This window comes from Parapedobacter sp. ISTM3 (genome assembly GCF_016533505.1).
GTDB lineage: Bacteria > Bacteroidota > Bacteroidia > Sphingobacteriales > Sphingobacteriaceae > Parapedobacter > Parapedobacter luteus.
Genome location: NZ_JAENGN010000007.1, coordinates 61,840 through 81,221, shown reverse-complemented (window position 1 = coordinate 81,221; position 19,382 = coordinate 61,840). Strand labels below are relative to the sequence as shown.

The following is a 19,382-nucleotide window of genomic DNA, read 5'->3' as shown; positions in this document are numbered from 1 at the left end:
TATGCTGCATTGGGAAACCTTATCTTCGGAATACCTTGTACAAGCACCTTGGGCGGTACTGCGCAGGGATGTTTGCCGCATGCCGAATGGTCATATCGTGCCGGCTTATTATGTGCTTGAGTACCCCGACTGGGTAAACATGGTGGCATTAACGGCAGACAACCAATTTATTTTGGTCAAACAATATCGCCATGGCGTAAAACAGGATGTGCTCGAAATTCCGGGCGGTGTGATAGACCCCGGCGAAGATGCAATCGCTGCGGCTACACGCGAAATGTTGGAAGAAACAGGCTATCGGTTTGATCATATCGAACCGATAGCTACGCTGTTTCCGAATCCGGCCACAAGTAATAACAGGACTTATTCCTATCTCCTTACAGGTGGCGTCAAGGTGCAGGAGCAGCAGCTCGACGAACAGGAGGCGATCGATGTCGTGCTGGTACCTCCTGATGAGCTAAAGCAGTTGCTGCTCGACAATCGGTTTGGACAGGCGTTGCATACCGCTGCGCTTTTTTATGGCCTGGCAAAGTTGGAAATGATATAGGCAGATTTGGACCGCAATATGCATACCGTCAAAGTCGGCAACTGCTACTGGACAACGGTGGCTTTATGGTTTCTTTGCACGGCGTTATATGCCCAGCGCCCGTCGAATGAAGTGGAAATAACCGAAGTCAAGGCAGACACCAGCCTACAGCGCGACCTGATAGACATCGCGAAGCGCGTGATAAAAATGGAGCCGCCCCGCGGGCCGGACAGCACCGGCAAAAAGTTTTATTTTTCGGCACTTCCCTTTTCTACTTCCGTGCCCGGCGGCGGTCATGCCCTGATTACAAGTACCACGGCTGGATTTTATCTCGGTGATCGCAAGGATACATACATGTCGCGGGCTACATTTACGCCTTATTGGAACTTCAAAAGGCGGTATGGATTTCCGATACGGTCGTATATCTGGCTCAATAAAAATAAATGGGTTATTAGCGGCGACACCCGTATCCTTAAATATCCGCAGCATACATGGGGCCTGGGGAGGCAGTATAGCGAAGACGAAAAGCTACTGGTAGACTATTCGTATTTCCGTTTCTACCAACACTTGCTGAAGCGGATAGGAAAGGGGTTCTTTATTGGTGGAGGATATAATTTGGATATCCGTATGGGTATACATGCCGAGGCTGAAGATACCCGGCTTCGTGATTATACCGGCTATCCCTATGGTACCGCGCCGGCTGAACGGACGATATCTTCGGGCTTGAGCCTGAACCTGCTGTTCGATACGCGGGCAAACTCCATCAACCCCATCGACGGGAACTATGTCAACCTCCAGTTTCGGGTAAATCCTAAGTTCATGGGCAGCGGAGAGTCCTGGGAATCGCTGTACATCGATGTCAAACGGTATCACCGGTTGACGGCCAATCCCAACCGCCAGCATATGATCGCCGTGTGGAGTTATTTTTGGACTGTTTTTAATTCAAATGCGCCATACCTTGACTTGCCTACAATCGGTTGGGATACGTATAATGGCTCTGGCCGTGGATTTGAGCAAAGCCGTTATCGGGGGAAATACCTTTATTACATCGAAACCGAATACCGGAGGGACCTCACCGCCAACGGCCTGTTCGGCTTTGTGGTGTTTGCCAACGCCAATACCGTAAACGGCCCAAGAAGCACCTTCTTTTGGACGTGGAATCCCGGTGGTGGTGCCGGCCTCCGGATAAAATTCAACAAAAACTCCGGAACGAATATCGCGCTTGACTATGGGTTCAGCAGGAGCTATTCCGGATTCCGCTTGTCTTTGGGCGAAGTTTTTTAGCCCAGGAGAGCTCTTCAACCATCCAAAACGTCGAGTAATCGCTGCAAATCGGTTGGCGTGTTGAACAGGTGGAAGCCCACGCGGATACCCGGTCCACGCATAGCGCAGCTTATCTTGGCTTCAATCAATTTGTCGAAGAGGCGCTGGTCGCCCTTTAAATTAAAGAATGTACCGTGTGAGAATGATGCCCGTTTGACAACAGGCTCATCGAGCAGCTTCCGTTCAGCAAAGGCCTCATGGGCGGTAGTAACCAGTGTGCGGAGCCGCGAGGCTTCGGCAGGGAAGGCAATCGTTTGGAAAAGGTTGATGGCCTGCAGCAGTGTGCCGACGGCCAATGTGTCCTGATGCCCGGGCTCGAACGCAAACGACAGGTCGTTTTTGCCGAGTAAATGGTGGAGCCGGGGCTTGGGCGCATCCTTGCCTGCAGGGCGGAGCAGTTCGGGAATGTCTTCCTTGACCATCATAAATCCGTTGCCATAGCCGGCGAGCATCCATTTATAACCGCTCACCAGCAGTATATCTATTCCCGATGCGCTGAAATCAAACGGCTCCGTACCACAATATTGTGTGCCGTCTGCGATAACGAGCAGCTTTGGGTATTGCCGTTTTAAGTCTTTCAGAAAATCAAAATTTATTCGGATGCCACTGATATACTGCACTAAGCTAAACGCAAACACATCCGGTTGATGCTCTTGCACGCCAGCGGCCACATGCGTTTCCAGGTGTTCATCGGTTGGCACATAATTTCGGGGCAGTCCCAGCCGCTCTATGTTGTAATTGATTGACGGATAATCGTCCGCTAAAAGAAGATAACGATAGTTTTTGGGAAAGTAAGAAAGGAGTGTATTAAACCCATAAGAGAAATTGGGCAGTAAAACTGTTCGATCTGTGGAGCCGTTGAAGAAGTCGGCGACTGCTTGTCTGGTAGTCTGGAGCAAGGGTTCGTGTGCTATCCTGAATTGGCTGCCCTCGTCGGCAAACGCTTCGTCATGCTGCCTGCGCCAGGCCAATACGGGCTGCGCCAAAATCCCTGAACTTGCGGTGTTTAGATATGTCCAGTGCTGCAATACCGGAAACCATGTTGAATCCATGTTGTAAAGGTGCAAAATCCTTTTTAATTGCGAAACGCATAAATTGGTGAATAGTTATTGGATACTGTCCGAAAACGGACACCTGTTGTCCGTTTTCGGACATGGGCATGTCGAAGGGCCAAAGTCGCTCACTGACTAACAGTTGGTTAACCGTTTGGTCGTGAAATTGATAGATCAATGATATTAAGGTAATGGGATTTTTCCGATCGCTCATCATATTATAAACAAGTACTCCATGAATTTGAATAACTTAAAAATTGCCTGGCGCAATGCACTTAAGACCAAACTGTTCACCGCGTTGAATATTCTTGGTCTTGCGATGGGTTTCGCCGGATTCATTCTGGCCTATCTTTATATCAACCGGGAAACCAGTTATGACCGGTGGAATGCGAATTACAACCAGATCTACTTGGTAGGGCTGAGTTATCAAGGAAATAATACTGATCTTACCCCACCGGCATTGGCCACCGCGATTAAAGCAACATTGCCGGAAGTGACGGAGGTTGGCCGGGTATCTTATTTTCCCTATGAGCTGCCGTTTATCAGCGATGACGGACAGGCATTCGTAAACGATTGGAAGGCCGCCGACCTGTCCATTATACGCATGTTTGGTATTGAAGTATTTGGGAATGCTGTACACCAGGGTGATCATCCGGAGTTGAATCTGATAACACCGGAAATGGCGCAGGCCTTATTTCCAGATAGTGCGGGGCTTACGTTCGAGCCCCGGCTTATTGCCCTGCAAAATGAGCAGAGCGGTATGTATTATCACATCCATGGTGTCACCAAGCCCCGGAAACTGTCTAACCTTACCTATGATGCCATCTTTTTCAAGCCCGATCTTGCGGGGGACAGACTGGGGGATCCGCTCCCCTACCAAACGTACATTCAGGTAAAACCGGGCACAGATATCGACCAGCTGGATAAAAAGATCAAGCACCTCTATAAGCAGGAAATCTCCCAACAGCACCACGTGGCCACGTCGGCATTTGCGAAGGGGACAACCTACCTTGATCCGCTGAAAAACCTGCACCTTAAGCCGAAGCACGGCTTAAACACGGGATATATTACCGTTTGGGCGTTGGCCGTTCTTTCGGGGGTCATCCTCTTGCTGGCGGGGATTAATTTCGCGAACTTGATGATTGCCCAGGCTAACAGGAGGGCCAGGGAAATTGGGATTAAGAAGGTGTTTGGCGTGAGTCGCATCGGGCTGGCCGTGCAGTTTATGTGCGAGGTGGTGATCCAATGCGTATTGGCTGCAGGGATCGCCTGGTTGCTGGTCGTCCTCTGCCGGGATGGGTTGCAGCAGTGGCTGGCTTACGACTTAGCCCCCGTTGCTTCCGGCGGACAGCAGGCTTGGCAACTATTGCTCGCGGCGGTGATGACGGCGCTCGTATCGGGGATTTACCCAGCCGCCATCTTATCAGGTTATCGCCCGGTAAGCATTTTGAAAGGTAATTTCCAGACTAGCCACCGTACCGCTTGGTTTCGTCATGCTTTGTTGACATTCCAGTTTGTCATCGCGGTGGTATTCATCTCCGGAATGCTCATCATCAACAGGCAACTGGATTATGTGCGCGATGGCGACAAAGGGTTCGACCCCGCGCAGGTAATCTATATCAAGAATGCCATGCTGCTGAACAACCCAGCAGATTTTAAGCCGTTTCGTGATCGGATGCAGGCCTACCCCGGCATCGAATATGCGACGGTAGCTACAAGTGTCCCTGGAGGAATCGGCCCGGCAAAAAAGGAGTTTGTGTATGCAAATGAAACACACCGGGCCGATCACATTGCAGTGGATTTTGACTATGTAGAAACGATGGGTATGGAAGTCCTGCAGGGGCGGTCGTTTACCGATGCGTTTCCTGCCGACTCGGCAAAGGGGGCTCTTGTCAATGAAACGCTGGTGAAAGCCTTCGGCATACAAAACCCCATCGGCAAAACCATCCGGGGATGCGATACCGACTTCCAGATCGCTGGTGTGGTCAAAGACAGCAAGATAGCAGGGTTCGAGCAACTGGTAGCGCCCACCGTATATTCGATAAAGAACCCATGCGGACAGTACAAGACGGAGATTCTGGTGAAAACCAGACAGGGGACCGCTCGGGAGACATTGGCGACGCTGGGAAAAGACTGGAAGTCCATTAACAGATTGGACGGCGAGTATTTCCGCTATGAGTTTGTGGATCAGAAGTACGCAGCACTGCATGCGCAGCAGGTACAATTGGAGTCGGCATTCAGCGCGTTTACCGTTCTGTCGATTGCCATTGCCATAATGGGCCTATTCAGCATGTCGGCATACAATGTCAGCATCCGGCAGAAGGAGATGAGTATCCGAAAAGTACTGGGAGCCTCGGTGAGCCAGCTCTTTATACAGCTCAATAAGCCTTTCCTTAGGATACTCATGCTGGCTAACCTTATTGCGTTGCCTTTGGCTTACCTTTTGGTCGACCGCTGGCTGTCGAGCTTTGCTTACCGCATCACGGTACACTGGTGGATGTTTGCCGTGGCGGGCTTTTTTGCATTATTGATAGCACTATTCACGGTGTCCTACCAATCGGCGCGCGCTGCAAGAGCCAATCCCGTTGATTCGCTGAAGGAAGCCTAATGGCTCGCCGTCGATGTTCGAATCCGAACAGCCGCTGTCCGAATCCGGACAGTACGGATGCGGTTGGTTATTTAAAAGCTTTATAATGAGTTTATTGAAATATTGGTAAGGATTTTGGCATAGCTGGCATAACGATTTGGGCGACCACGGAGCGATCGACACACTGCGTTTTTAACGGACGTGATTATAAATTGCATATAAAGGCAACTTTATCTAAGTTTGACAGAAAGCAAAACCGGGTAGCGGAAAGCCAAAAGCTGACAACAAAAGAAATGATTCAGTTAAACAACATATTCAAATGGTACAATGTGGGCGGCAGCCGCTCGTTTGTACTGAAAGACATCAACCTCCACATCGCCGAGGGCGAGTTCGTTTCAATCATGGGGCCGTCAGGGTCCGGAAAATCCACGTTGCTCCATATCCTGGGGTTATTGGATGAACCTGATGAAGGGGAGTACTTTTTCATGAACGAGAATGTGCTGGGGCTGAAAGAAAAACAGCGGTCGGCGCTATACAAGCAGCATATAGGCTTTGTATTTCAGGCCTATCACCTTATCGATGAGCTTACCGTATACGAGAACATCGAAACGCCACTTATTTATAAAAACCTGAAAAGCGGCGAGCGCAAGGCTATTGTCGGTGATCTGCTCGATCGGTTTGGTATCGTGGGCAAAAAAGACCTCTTTCCAACCCAGCTCTCCGGAGGCCAGCAACAGCTGGTGGGCATTGCTCGCGCGCTGGCTACTACACCGAAGTTGTTGCTCGCAGATGAGCCCACAGGTAACCTCAACTCCAAACAAGGGGAAGACATCATGAATCTGTTCAAGCAACTCAATGAAGAAGACGGAGTTACCATTGTTCAGGTGACACATTCGGAGAAAAATGCCGAATACGGCAACCGGATTGTTGAGCTGCTGGATGGGCAAGTCGTGAAATAAGCTTATTGAGGTTACTACTCTGTTTGCAAAGTTAACAAGGCTTGAGCGAGCACATTATCCGAACGGTTTCGCACGCGGAAAAAGGCTTCGCTGCCAAAGTAATAACGGCCCAATAACGCTTCGATATCGGTACGGATCAGAGGCTTCACGGCGTTTGCTTCATTCGGCGTGTATTCAATGCCTTTTTCGCGTATGTGTTGCAGGAAATTTTGGTATTCCTTGTCGGGCAGGAAGTAGCCTTTTAAGTAGTTTTCCACCGCGTAGGCAGGCAAGGACTTGGTAAGTCTTCCGTAAACGTAAGTCTCAATGAGGTTGGCCCGCCGTATTTTGCGGTATAGCGCACTGATACCGCTGCTATCAATAGGCACCCATATATCGGGAGAAATGCCTCCGCCACCGTACACCAGCTTGCCGGATTCGGTTTTATAGATGATGGTATCTACCTCACTTTTTCCCTGGGCCGGCAAATTTGTAACCTGCACATCCTTGCCGGTATGTACGGTGTACGAACGCTGGATGGATCGGCCCAGCGGGGTATAATATCGGGCCACGGTAAGGTTGAGCGCTGAGCCATCGCCAAAGCCAAACTGCTCCTGAACGAGGGCTTTGCCGAATGATCGGCGCCCAACGATAATGCCCCGCTCCAGATCTTGTATGGCACCGGCTACGATCTCACTGGCCGAAGCCGATTGCTCGTCAATAAGCACCACCAGATCGCCCTCGCCGAAAATGCCATTGGCGCTGGAATAGTAATCCACCCGGGGCTCATGTGCCCCTTCTGTATATACAATCAGCCGCTTGTCTTCGAAAAATTGGCTGGCCAGCGCCGTAGCTGCGTTGAAATACCCGCCGCCGTTTTCCCTTAGATCCAATATCAGCCGCTGTGCGCCCTGCTTCTTCAGGTTTTGGAGCGCCTGCTTGAAGTCGTCAGCTGTTCTGGCCCCGAAACGCCTGATTTTGATGTATGCTGTAGCGCTGTCAATGATATACGCGGCATCAATACTGCTCACTTCCACGCGGTCACGCATTACTTTAATGGGCAGCGGCAAATCCTTCCCATTGCGGTTGATGCTGATTTCAATGGCTGTGCCTTTGCGCCCACGGATCTTTCCTTCAATGGCTTTATCCGTGATGCGCACGCCGGCCACGGTATCTCCGTTGATGGCGATAAGTTTATCGCCCACCCGTATACCGGCCCGTTGTGCGGGCCCACCGTTAATCAGCCCAACGGTCATCAGCGTATCATTGAGGATGTAATATTCGATGCCGATACCTTCAAAAGTGCCTTCGAGGGTTTCATGTTGCTTAAGCGCCTGATTGGGCCGCAAGTATTCGGAATGCGGATCCAGTTGGCTCACAATTTCATCGATGGCCAGGTGCTGCAACTGGTCGATATCTACACTGTCTACGTAATTGCTGGCAATGAGATCAATGATGCGTTGCACCTTACCCGTTTTTTCAGAAATACCTAACGGCAATAGGCTAGCCCCGCCCGTGCGCGAATTTTCGTCCGCGTAGTTCTGCCCGAGCAATATACCAAGAAATAAGGCAGCGCCATATGTGGCTGCTATAAACAGGTTTCTTCTTGTCTCCTTGCGCATATCATTGATAACCTGCGCTAAATTAAATAGTTTTCTGCATTTTTGGTGGCTATCGCATAAAAATTGCATGAATTATACACACGCTGCGCCGTTTGAATCGCCCGATTTTCCATCGACAGCCTATGTGTCATTCCCCGGCGCAATTTGATCGGTTGTGCCGCGAATAATCGTGACTGAATACCGTTTCACAAATTGCATTTAAACAGCAATTTAGCTAAGTTTGTAAAAATATAATACGGAAAAGCGATGCACGAGATTGAGCCTTATTACCGCTGGAGAGATGATTACGTCGCTGCTGAAGATGAATTATCCCCTTTTTACGGTACAGAATACAGCGAGTTTGAATTTGACAAGCAGATCTATAACTTTTTATTGCATCCCCAATGGGATAGCTTCGGTTCCAGCACGTTGTATCTCAAGATTTTATTTTCTGATTATCAGCGGGGTTACACGATCATTGAGCTGATTGGCGAATGGAACGATGCCATCTACAATGATATCATGTTGCTCAAGCGCGAGGTGATTGACATCATGATTGATGCAGGTATCAGCAAATTCATCATGATCGGAGAAAATGTATTGAACTTCCATTCGTCTGACGATTGCTATTATGAGGAGTGGTTTCAGGATATCGAAGATGGCTGGATAGCGGGAATCAATTTCCGCGACCACGTGGTAGACGAATTCAAATCCAACAACATCGATTACTTTATTAATTTCGGCGGTGTACTTAATGACATGAGCTGGCGCAACCAAAAGCCACAGCAAGTCTTCAAAGCTGTGGAGGAGCAGTTGGTGAAGCGGCTACACTAAATTTGTTTAGCTAGTTCGAACACCCGTTTGTAAATCAGTTTAAACCATTCGGTATAAACCTCCGGGTGCGTGTGCAGTTCGTGCTCGATCTCAGCGGCGCTTGCCCAGCGGTAGGTGGCTACTTCATCGGGGTTTGGTGTGGGGTGCAGGCCAGCAGCCTGTCCGATGAATACATGATCAAACTCATGCTCGACCAAGCCGTTGTCAAAAGCGGCGCGGTATACAAAGGTAAAGGCAAACGTCAAGGGAGTTTTGAGGCCCATCTCTTCGTGCAGTCGTCTATGTGCCGCCGCGGATGCTGCCTCGCCGGGATTAGGGTGGCTGCAGCAGGTGTTGGTCCACAGGTTGGCGCTATGGTATTTGTGGGCAGCCCGCTGCTGGAGGAGCAACCGGCCTTCCTTATCAAATACGAAAACGCTGATAGCGCGGTGCAACATTCCCTGCTGGTGGGCCTGCAACTTCTCCATCACACCCAACTCATGGTCGTATTCATCAACCAGTATGACATTTTCTGTTTTCATTCCGTATTTTTTGCCAGGCCCACAGGCCGTCACTGGCCACTTACCAGCCGCCATTTACACCGTTTTTACATAGCGCTCATCGTAATTTTCGATGTCAATGATGTAGTTGTTCTTCACAAGAAACTCAAAGAGCGGCCGTGCCTCGTCCGATACCGGCATGTTCGCCGTCGTCACAATCTGATTGTGTTGTTTATTGAGATACGGGTATGCATATAACTTCACATTCTTGCTAAACAGCCCGCTTACATAAGCCAGCAGCTCATCGGTATAATTACCTTTGGTATACTGCTTGGAGTTGAAAATATTCCGTAGATTGGAGATATTCGTTGAAATGCCAACATTGCGTGGCTTGAATTGGGCCAGGTACTCAGCTAAGTAATGATTTCGGGTGAAGTTGGAAACCAAAATATGGTTGCCGGTGCTACAAAGGTATTCCGCACGTTCGGCGAAATACTGCAGGTCTTCGTTGGTAAACTGCGGTGTCTGATCAAGGACGTTGGTCATGAGCACCTCAATCATGACCACCAGGTTATCGTCTTTGATACCAAGGTTGCGCTTAAACTGGTCTACGGCCAGGTTAAACAAATCAAAATTGGGATTGGACTTCTGCCGATATTTGGTACGCAGGATCATGATGTCCTTTTTATACAGGAGATCCTTGCTTTGGTAGGCCGAACCTTGCGGGTTGAAAATGGCGGCTTTGGAGTACCCTTTGGCAATGAGATAAAGGTTAATCAGCCGCTCATTCACATCCCTGAAGGCTGGGCCACTGATTTTTACCAGGTCGATTTCTATCGATCCCTGTGAGAGGTTGTCTACCAAGGATTCGATCATCGTTTGTACGTCTTGCCTATAATAATAAGCCGCAAAAACAAGGTTCACACCAAGGATGCCCAGTACTTTTTGCTGCAGGAGGTTATCACTGTCCAACAGCCGGACATGGAAGATAATTTCGTTGGGCTCTCCACCGGCCTCGTGCTGGAATCGAATGCCAAGCCAACCGTGCGGGTCGTTGGTTTTGCTGAAGTTGAGCGCCGTCACCGTATTCGCGAAGGCGAAAAGCCGTTTGTTTTGGTATTTTTCGCCAGTAAGCCGCTCGGTGAGCAGCCTATACTCGTGTTCGAGCATTCTCCGCAGCCGTGACCTGCTGACATACCGCCCAGACTCTTCGGTGCCGTAGATGGCATCGCTAAACGCCATATCGTAGGCAGACATCGTTTTTGCAATGGTTCCGGAAGCTGCACCAGCATTGAAAAAATTCCGGGCGACTTCCTGTCCCGCACCTATCTCCGCGAATGTGCCGTAGATTTCTTCATTAAGGTTGATTTTTAGTGCTTTCCGTTTGGTTTCATAGATTTCACGCGCCATGGCACAAAGGTAACCATTTAATGGTGTTCCTTAAAGAAACAATTCGAATCCGCCGCCTAACGCTTAGGTGGCCCACCCTTGGGGTGTTTGGCTTTCGATGGAAAGATATTCCAAATACAATAAGATTTGCCGCCGTCTTATCCTAAAAAAGCCTATTTTTGCCACCAAAACCCAGCAGTCATGTATAAAACCCTCCAACCCGTACTGCAACAAGAATTGCAGGCTATCAAAGACGCAGGATTGTACAAAACCGAACGCATTATCGTCGGTCCCCAAGGAGCAGCTATCAAAGTCCAAAGCGGTGCTGAAGTGGTCAACTTTTGTGCAAACAACTATTTAGGGCTTTCTTCGCACCCCAAAGTCATCGCGGCAGCCAAACAGGCTATTGATACGCATGGTTACGGGATGTCATCCGTACGCTTCATCTGCGGCACCCAGGATATTCACAAAGCGTTGGAAGCCAAGATTTCAGCGTTTCTTGGCACAGAAGACACGATCCTCTATGCGGCGGCTTTCGACGCCAACGGCGGTGTGTTCGAACCCTTATTCGGTGCCGAGGACGCCATCATTTCGGATGAGCTGAACCATGCATCTATCATTGATGGCGTACGCCTCTGCAAGGCGCAGCGGTTTCGCTATAAAAATTGTGATCTGACCGATTTAGAAGAACAGCTCAAAGCCGCGCAGGGCGCCCGGCATCGGATCATCGTGACGGATGGGGCTTTTTCTATGGATGGAAGCGTCGCACCGCTGGACAAAATCTGTGATTTGGCCGATCAGTATGAAGCACTGGTCATGATCGATGAGTCACACTGCACGGGGTTTATCGGCAAGACGGGCCGTGGTACGCATGAATTGCATGGCGTGATGGACCGGGTAGATATCATCACCGGGACCTTGGGCAAGGCATTGGGCGGTGCATCGGGAGGTTTCACCTCCGGCCGTAAGGAAATCATCGACATGCTTCGGCAGCGGTCACGCCCTTATTTGTTTTCCAATACGCTTGCCCCCGCCATCGCAGGGGCGTCCATCGCGGTATTGGATATGTTGAGTGAAACCACCGAATTGCGTGACAAGCTGGAGTACAACACGAAATATTTTCGCGAGAAGATGACAGCGGCGGGGTTTGATATCAAACCAGGAGAGCACCCCATTGTGCCCGTCATGCTCTATGACGCCCCATTGGCTCAGGAGTTTGCCGCCAGGATGCTGGACGAAGGGATTTATGTTATTGGCTTTTATTATCCGGTGGTGCCCAAGGGCAAAGCCCGCATCCGCGTACAGCTCTCGGCGGCGCACGATCAGCAGCATCTTGACAAAGCCATCGCAGCGTTTACGAAGGTAGGTAAGGATTTGGGGGTCATTAAGTGATCGTACGGTATGCTTAGTTTCGGCTGTAACGAAAGCAGTAGCTCCTGCAACGAATGAAAAAACCATCAATAAAAGATACGTTCCACTACATCAGTTACTTGCAATACCCGCTGATGTTGCTTGCCCTGTTCTACATCGGGAAATTGTATTATGATATTTTTGCCTTTCGCGATAGGGTTTTGCTGTTTCAAGATATAAACAACATCCTGCTTTTTATGGGGGTGGCCATTAGCTTTTCGGCGCTGCAAGATACCAATAAGACACAGAACAAACTTTCGAGACGAATTTGGGAAAGCCCCAAAAAGGGCAAAATCGCGTTGGGTCTCCTGTTTTTTTCGGCCTTTACCTTCATGGTTTTTGGAGGCGTTGGCCTTTTTTTGACAGCCAACGAAGCGTTGGCTGAAGTTTCTATCGGACTTTTAGTATTGGGTATTGGTGAGATGGGGCTCCTTAAGACCGCCATCGAAATGTTTGAAAACCATCGGTTAGATAAAAAAATCTCCTGATTCTCATGGATTTTCCTTACCTTTGCGCCCTTAAAAATTGACAAATAGGTTGCTGGAATGCAAAAAATCAGAAACATAGCGATTATCGCCCACGTAGACCACGGCAAGACCACCTTGGTAGACAAAATCCTCCACTTCACCAATCTCTTTCGTGACAACGAACAAACCGGTGAACTGATACTGGACAACAACGACCTCGAACGCGAGCGGGGCATTACCATCGTCTCTAAAAACGTCTCCGTGCGGTATAAGGACGTCAAGATAAACATCATTGACACGCCGGGCCACGCCGACTTTGGCGGTGAAGTGGAGCGGGTGCTGAAAATGGCTGATGGCGTCATCCTCCTGGTAGACGCTTTTGAAGGGCCAATGCCGCAAACCCGATTTGTGACGCAGAAGGCGTTGGGCCTGGGGTTAAAGCCCATCGTGGTGGTCAACAAGGTCGACAAGGAAAACTGCCGCCCTGATGAGGTCTATGAGGCTGTCTTTGATTTGTTTTTCAGCCTCGATGCTACGGAAGAACAATTGGATTTTCCGGTGCTATATGGCTCCTCCAAGCAAGGGTGGATGTCTACAGACTGGAAAGCACCGAAGGAAGATTTCACGGATTTACTCGAAGCCATTCTCCAGCACATCCCGGCTGCGCCTTATGTAGACGGGACCTTGCAGATGCAAGTTACTTCGCTGGATTATTCTTCTTTTGTGGGCCGTATTGCCATCGGCCGTGTTGCCCGTGGCACCATCAAGGAAAACCAACCGGTATCGTTGGTAAAGCGCGATGGCAAAATCGTTAAATCCCGCGTGAAGGAACTGCATACGTTCGAAGGCCTCGGCCGGGTAAAGGTACAGGAAGTCAAAGCCGGTGATATTTGCGCCGTAGTGGGTATCGAAGGGTTTGACATCGGGGATACCATTGCCGATTTTGAAAATCCCGAGCAATTGGCGGTCATCAAAATCGATGAGCCTACGATGAACATGCTGTTCACCATCAACAACTCGCCATTCTTCGGCAAAGAGGGAAAGTTCGTGACTTCACGCCACCTCCAGGAACGGTTGTATAAAGAAATGGAGAAAAACCTCGCTCTTAAGGTCGTGCCTACCGAATCTCCTGATTCGTACCTGGTCTATGGGCGGGGTATCCTGCACCTGTCGGTACTAATTGAGACCATGCGCCGCGAGGGATACGAGTTGCAGGTTGGCCAACCTCAGGTCATCATCAAAGAGATTGACGGCGTGAAGTGCGAGCCGATTGAAACGCTGGTGGTAGACGTACCCGCAGAAGTGTCTGGCAAAGTGATCGAACTGGTGACGCAGCGTAAGGGTGAACTTCTGGTGATGGAAACCAAGGGCGATATGCAGCACCTTGAGTTTGACATCCCCTCACGTGGTATCATCGGCCTGCGCAACAATGTGCTCACCGCTACGGCCGGTGAAGCCGTGATGGCACACCGTTTCAAGGCTTACGAACCTTGGAAAGGCCCCATCCCTGGCCGTTTGGCAGGGGTATTGGTATCCATGGAAAAAGGACAGACCACAGCCTATTCCATCGACAAACTGCAAGACCGCGGCCGCTTCTTTGTTGAACCCGGTGTAGAAGTGTATGAAGGGCAGATAGTGGGTGAGCATATCCGGGATAATGATTTGGTCGTCAACCTTGTAAAGGGCAAACAGCTGACCAACATGCGTGCTTCGGGCAGTGATGACAATGTGCGCATCGCCCCGGCAATCAAGTTTTCGCTTGAGGAATCGATGGAATACATCCAGGCGGATGAGTATATTGAGGTGACGCCGCAGAATATCCGGCTCCGTAAGATATACCTTACGGAGAATGAACGGAAAATAAACGCGAAAAAATTCCAATAGGCAAACCCTTGCAAAACCCCGGTCTCAATAGCCGGGGTTTTGTGTTAATGACGGGTTGGTGCGCAACTCACTTTCGGGAATAGGCATCAGTAAGTATTTGGGATCGAATACCAGCGAGCCGCCCCCTTCTTCGGGGCGGGCCAGATACGCATTCATGATGGCGGTTGCCCGTTCGGGTCCTTGCCGCACAATATCAAACCACCGCAGCGCTTCACAGGCAAATTCCAGCCGGCGTTCCTTGAATAGCGAATCGCGGAATACCTGCTGATCTGGGAGGTCAGCGCTTGTCAAACTGTCCAAACCGGCGCGGCTGCGTACGGTATTGAGCAGGACGAAAGCTTCGCCATCGGGCTCGTATCCCATTTCGTTCAATACTTCGGCATACATGAGCTGCACGTCGGTTATCCGCAGGATGGGGAAGTTGACGTCGTTATCGATGTTATTGATGGGCACGGTGCCATGTGAAAATTTGACAAAGAGCTGCGTCATACTGTCTACGACATTGTTGACCGTTGTATAGCCCTTTTGGATAGTAACGTCACGGCGGACATCGGTGGTATCATATGCTTCGTACAGGTCGTCCGATACCGCCACCCAGGTTGAGCGTCCACCTTGCGGGAATTGCGCTGACCGTAGGTTTTCAGGTACCAGAGAGTATACCAGCGGGTTGCCTTGGTTTACCAATCCGGCGGTATATTGGATTTGGAAGACATGCTCCGAGCCGTTGTCCCGGGTGTTTAGGAAACAATCGACGAACTCGGGGTAAGGGCTTAAGCCTTCATAGGCCAGTATTTCCTCCAGGAGCGGGCGGGCAGCCTCGTGATTGCCCATGTAAAGATGCAGGCGTGCAAGGATGCCTTTGGCTGCGTAACGTGTTGCACGCCCCAGGTTATCGCCGCCCTGACTTTCGGGAAGCACTTCTCCGGCTGCTTCCAGATCCGCTGCGGCAAAGGCAAAGGTCTCCTCCTGTGAGCTACGGGCTATCGCGGTTACCTCCTCGGCTGTCATCACACGGTCGATTAAGGGTACACCACCAAATAGCCAGCCGAGTTGGAAGTAGCAGAAGCCCCGGATGAAACGCGTCTCACCACGCATGATGGTGCGTACATTTTCGTCGGGGAACTCCCCTTCGTCGATCTGGTCCAAGATGTTATTGGTCCGGTTGATGACCGACCAGTAGGCTCCCCATACACCCAACACCAAATCATCGCCAGCGGTAAAGCCAAACCGCGCTGCGGGGAGATTCGCGGTGTTCTGTTGCGTATTGACATTGTCACTGAGACTTTCCACCAGCATCGGATAATCAAAGCCGTGTACACTGCGCAGACCGCCATAAGCACCGAACAGCGCCTGGCGGAAATCATTGACCGATCGGTAAAAGTCCGCCGCGTTATAATCCGATTCCGGAGTCAGTTCCAGGTCTTTGTTACACCCCCAGACTACTTGTAGCGTAAAGGCAAATAGTACAATTCGTATCGTTTTCATGACTGTCTAAGCGTTGGCGGTTTAAAAAGAAACATTAACTCCCATGGTAAAGCGTTTGGATATCGGGTATCCACCATAGTCGGTACCCGGTTGGGTGTTTTCCGATGTGCCGCCACCCCCGGCATTATTGGCTTCGGGGTTGGAGCCCGGATATCGGGTAAACGTGTGCAGGTTATCGGCCATGATGTACAGGCGTATCGCACTGATATCCCACTTCTTGAGCAGCGAACTGGCGAAGTTGTAACCCAATGTGATATTGCGTATCCGCACAAACGTCGCATCGTAGACCCACGTGTCGTTATACGCCGGGTTTACGCCCACAACGCTGGGTGTCACACCGTCCCAGCTCATGTCTATCCCTGACGGGATATTGCCCGCAAATCTGGCAGGCTTGTAGGCATGCAGCCAATCACGGTATTGGTTGGTGCCCTCGCCCAATCCGTTGTTGAAGCCCCGTCGCCCCTGGTAGAAAAGATCGCCTCCCTGCTGGCCCTGGATGTCAAAGCTGAAGTCAAAGCCCTTATAGCTCATTCGGCTTGACACCCCCCAAAGGAAATCCGGCTGCGCATTACCCACGATCGTGTGATCCTGCTCATTGATTACGCCGTCACCATTGCGGTCTACGATGCGGATATTGCCCTCCAGCTGCCCATTGACGATGGGTACCAATGCATTGCCATCGGCGTCAAAATGTTCCGGCAGGAGCACCCCATCGGTTTGGTACATAAAGAAGCTGCCAATAGGCTGGCCCACGATTGTCGCATAAGCATTGAAGTCGTTAAGCGTGCTCAGCTGGATAAGCTCATCGATTCCCGGAGCAAGGGAGCGGACACGGTTGTTGTTTTTGGAGAAGTTGAGCGAAGTTGTCCAAGAGAACGTCTCGCCCTTTATGTTTTCGGTTGTGAGTTGTAGCTCGATGCCTTTGTTTGTCACCTCTCCGATATTACTCCGCATGAAGGAAAAACCGCTTATGCGGCTGGTCGGCACATTGAGCAGGAGATCGGACGTCTTATTAAAGTAGGCGTCGGCAGTTAGCTGTATACGGTTATCCAGCAGCCAGAAATCCAGGCCGATATCACGCGACAGGGTTGTTTCCCAGCTCAGGTTTTCGTTGGCAATGTTGCTCGGCACCAAACCGATCACGCGTTTGCCGTTGAGGTTGTAGTCCTGAAGCCCGAGGAGCGAAATGTGTTCGTAGTTGCCGATGCGGTCGTTGCCGGCCTTACCGATTGACCCCCGTATTTTCAAAAGTGAAAGCCATGCTACGTCGCTCAAGAACGGCTCGCTATTGATCTTCCATCCGGCGGATACCGCTGGGAAAAGGCCCCACTTGTTGTTTGCACCGAACCGGGAAGACCCGTCGTAGCGGGCGCTGGCCGAGAGCAAATACCTATCCAGCCATTGATATTGTATCCGTCCGAAGAACGAAGCTGTAGCGCTTTCGCCGATAGTAGTGCTGGCAAGCAGCGGATTGTTGGCATTGTTCAATGTCGGTAGCAGGTCGTTGGGATAGCCGTCAGCCGAAGCCGCCAGGATATCCTGCCGTATAAATTCATACTGCTGGCCGCCCAGGATTTCCAGCATGTGATCATCCCCAAGATAAGGGCGGTAAGTCGCGGTATTCTGTATGCTGAAGGTGCCGTTGTCTGTGCTCGATCCGTAACCGACGGCCTGTGCGCCAGGGTTGACATTCGCTGGAATAAATTCGTTATAGGCGGCATGCGTAAAGATGTAGCCCAGTTGGGTGCGCAAGGTCAGCGTTTCGATGGGCTCGTACTCCGCAAAACTGTTGAGTTGTATCTCATTGGCTTTGGAGCGAGCGGTCATTTCGCGCAGACGTGCCAGGGGATTGACGTAGGTCTGCGCCGGCGAAAAGCCGGTTGCAACCGTGTTTTCGTCGATACCGACCACCGGAGGCATAGCTAAGGCATAATGGGCATTGCTCTCCTTGCCATCCGTTTCGGGGTCATTCATGATATTGAAAGATGTGGCCACGTTCGCTCCGAGCCGGATCTTTTCGCCGATATCGAAGCTTGTGTTTGCCCGTAAATTATAGCGTTCGAATCCGGTATGCCGCATCACCCCATCCTGTCGGAGGTATGACCCCGAGAGCAGAAAGGTGCCTACCTCGCCACCCCCGGACACCGTCAACGCGTAGTTTTGCATCGGAGCATGATGATACACGATATCTTGCCAATTATTGTCAGGTAAGGATGCGGGGTTGAGGTAGCTCTCGGGGTATTGAAATTCTGCCGGCCGGCTGGTAATTGGGAGTGAAAGATCGCCGCCGGCCTGCTGGAACCGTGAATCCCGTAGGTAACGGATATACGCGGTATACTCCTGCGTGTTCATCATGGGCAGAAACCGGTCTACCTGTTGGTAGCCGGCATAACTGTTGAACTCCACGCTCGTCTTGCCTGCGGCGCCCTCTCTGGTCGTGATAACGATAACGCCGTTGCCGCCTCGTGCACCATATATCGCTGCTGAAGCCGCATCTTTCAGCACCTCTATCGATGCGATATCCCGCGGATTTACATTACGCATATGATCCTGCTGGATTCCGTCAATCACGTATAGGGGGTTGCTGGAAGCTGTGATGGAATTGATGCCCCGTATCTTGATGTTTGCTGCCTTCCCCGGTCCGCCTGTACTTTGGCTCACCCGTACGCCTGCGATTTTGCCGGCGATGCCCTCTTCGGTGTTGGTGATAGCGTTATTTTGGAACGCTTGGCCCTCAAGTGAGCTGACCGCACCCGTGAGGTTTTCCCGCTGCACGGTGCCGTATCCGATCACGACCACTTCCTCCAGCGTTTCAGCTTCGGAAGGAATGAGCACGACAGTCTGTCCGTCGGCGACGCTGAGAGGCATTTCGAACGGCTCGAAACCGAGCATCGAAAAGGTAAGGATGGCCGCCGAGTCGGTCGGCGAACGAATCTCGAATCCTCCCTGCTCATCAGACTGGGTCCCTATTTCTGACCCCTTGATCCCGATGGTTACACCAGCGAGCGGAATCTCCTTGTCGTCCGTGACTTTGCCCTTTACCACGCGTTGTGCCGTGTCGGGTGCTGCGGTATCCCGTTGTGCGGTGTCCTGTCGGGCGACGTCTTTTTTTATCGTGTCCTGGTGAATGGTTTCTTGGCCAAAAATCAAGCAGGATGCGGCATAGCCTTTCAAATTGCCGATAAAGAACAATAAACAGCAACTGATGCCCCAAAGCATCCGCGGGCAAACACGTTTTTTCATAGCCTTCTAATTAGTTCGATCATTATCTTCCGATAGCTGGCTTGCGTATGTGTTTGTTTTGAAGGTATGCTGGACAAAGTAATATACAGCGTTTAGGCGTATTTGTTTTAGAAAACAAATATCCTAAACGCCGAAGGCAAGGAATGTGCCTTCGCGCGACCGCCTGA

14 protein-coding genes are annotated in these 19,382 nt (G+C 50.7%); 8 read left to right on the top strand and 6 right to left on the bottom strand.

Annotation, left to right across the window (positions count from 1 at the left end; all coding sequences use genetic code 11):
- Nucleotide 1 precedes the first annotated feature (1 nt).
- Together JHJ32_RS11320 and JHJ32_RS11315 are read left to right on the top strand one after the other, a co-directional pair.
- A complete protein-coding gene (locus JHJ32_RS11320; RefSeq protein WP_079717186.1) occupies nt 2–544 on the top strand; it encodes an NUDIX hydrolase in 543 nt (180 codons plus the stop codon).
- A gap of 18 nt (nt 545–562) precedes the next feature.
- Entirely contained in the window at nt 563–1,807 is a 1,245-nt protein-coding gene (locus JHJ32_RS11315) for a hypothetical protein (RefSeq protein WP_079717268.1), read from the top strand.
- 14 nt (nt 1,808–1,821) lie between these two features.
- Here JHJ32_RS11315 and JHJ32_RS11310 read toward each other — a convergent pair whose 3' ends face one another.
- Nucleotides 1,822–2,898, bottom strand: a complete 1,077-nt coding sequence (locus JHJ32_RS11310) for an aminotransferase class V-fold PLP-dependent enzyme (RefSeq protein ID WP_079717187.1) — start codon at nt 2,896–2,898, stop codon at nt 1,822–1,824.
- A gap of 235 nt (nt 2,899–3,133) precedes the next feature.
- Here JHJ32_RS11310 and JHJ32_RS11305 point away from each other — a divergent pair, with 235 nt between their 5' ends.
- On the top strand, nt 3,134–5,506 hold the full coding sequence (locus JHJ32_RS11305) for an FtsX-like permease family protein (RefSeq protein ID WP_200121025.1): 2,373 nt from the start codon (nt 3,134–3,136) through the stop codon (nt 5,504–5,506).
- A gap of 272 nt (nt 5,507–5,778) precedes the next feature.
- Nucleotides 5,779–6,444 carry an ABC transporter ATP-binding protein gene (locus tag JHJ32_RS11300; protein WP_079717269.1) on the top strand — a complete coding sequence of 222 codons (666 nt, stop codon included), beginning with the start codon at nt 5,779–5,781 and terminating at the stop codon, nt 6,442–6,444.
- Between the two features lie 14 nt (nt 6,445–6,458).
- On the opposite strand, the gene JHJ32_RS11295 is transcribed toward JHJ32_RS11300, so the two are convergent.
- Nucleotides 6,459–8,045: a S41 family peptidase gene (locus JHJ32_RS11295; RefSeq protein WP_079717190.1), complete on the bottom strand. Its 1,587-nt coding sequence runs from the start codon at nt 8,043–8,045 to the stop codon at nt 6,459–6,461.
- Between the two features lie 246 nt (nt 8,046–8,291).
- On the opposite strand from JHJ32_RS11295, the gene JHJ32_RS11290 reads away from it, so the two are divergent.
- Nucleotides 8,292–8,858 carry a hypothetical protein gene (locus JHJ32_RS11290; RefSeq protein WP_200121024.1) on the top strand — a complete coding sequence of 189 codons (567 nt, stop codon included), beginning with the start codon at nt 8,292–8,294 and terminating at the stop codon, nt 8,856–8,858.
- Here the strand turns inward: JHJ32_RS11290 and idi are convergent.
- Together idi and JHJ32_RS11280 are read right to left on the bottom strand one after the other, a co-directional pair.
- Complete coding sequence (idi, locus tag JHJ32_RS11285; RefSeq protein ID WP_079717270.1) at nt 8,855–9,379, bottom strand: isopentenyl-diphosphate Delta-isomerase; 525 nt, start codon at nt 9,377–9,379, stop codon at nt 8,855–8,857. The two genes, JHJ32_RS11290 and idi, sit on opposite strands and share 4 nt — an antisense overlap.
- A gap of 54 nt (nt 9,380–9,433) precedes the next feature.
- The gene (locus JHJ32_RS11280) at nt 9,434–10,747 is read right to left on the bottom strand and encodes a nicotinamide mononucleotide adenylyltransferase (protein ID WP_079717192.1); all 1,314 of its coding nucleotides are present in this window, start codon (nt 10,745–10,747) and stop codon (nt 9,434–9,436) included.
- A gap of 180 nt (nt 10,748–10,927) precedes the next feature.
- Between JHJ32_RS11280 and kbl the strand changes: the two genes are divergently transcribed.
- Genes kbl through typA form a run of 3 tightly spaced genes read left to right on the top strand, consistent with a single transcriptional unit; the run spans nt 10,928 to nt 14,487 of the window.
- On the top strand, nt 10,928–12,118 hold the full coding sequence (kbl, locus tag JHJ32_RS11275) for a glycine C-acetyltransferase (protein WP_079717193.1): 1,191 nt from the start codon (nt 10,928–10,930) through the stop codon (nt 12,116–12,118).
- 53 nt (nt 12,119–12,171) lie between these two features.
- Nucleotides 12,172–12,624 (top strand): hypothetical protein, encoded by a 453-nt coding sequence (locus tag JHJ32_RS11270; RefSeq protein ID WP_079717194.1) that lies wholly within the window; start codon nt 12,172–12,174, stop codon nt 12,622–12,624.
- 57 nt (nt 12,625–12,681) lie between these two features.
- Nucleotides 12,682–14,487, top strand: a complete 1,806-nt coding sequence (gene typA, locus JHJ32_RS11265) for a translational GTPase TypA (protein WP_079717195.1) — start codon at nt 12,682–12,684, stop codon at nt 14,485–14,487.
- Nucleotides 14,488–14,511: 24 nt separating this feature from the next.
- Here the strand turns inward: typA and JHJ32_RS11260 are convergent, their stop codons facing one another.
- Together JHJ32_RS11260 and JHJ32_RS11255 are read right to left on the bottom strand one after the other, a co-directional pair.
- A complete protein-coding gene (locus JHJ32_RS11260; RefSeq protein ID WP_200121023.1) occupies nt 14,512–15,972 on the bottom strand; it encodes a RagB/SusD family nutrient uptake outer membrane protein in 1,461 nt (486 codons plus the stop codon).
- A 21-nt stretch (nt 15,973–15,993) separates the two neighbouring features.
- Nucleotides 15,994–19,215, bottom strand: a complete 3,222-nt coding sequence (locus JHJ32_RS11255; RefSeq protein WP_200121022.1) for a TonB-dependent receptor — start codon at nt 19,213–19,215, stop codon at nt 15,994–15,996.
- Nucleotides 19,216–19,382: the final 167 nt, after the last annotated feature.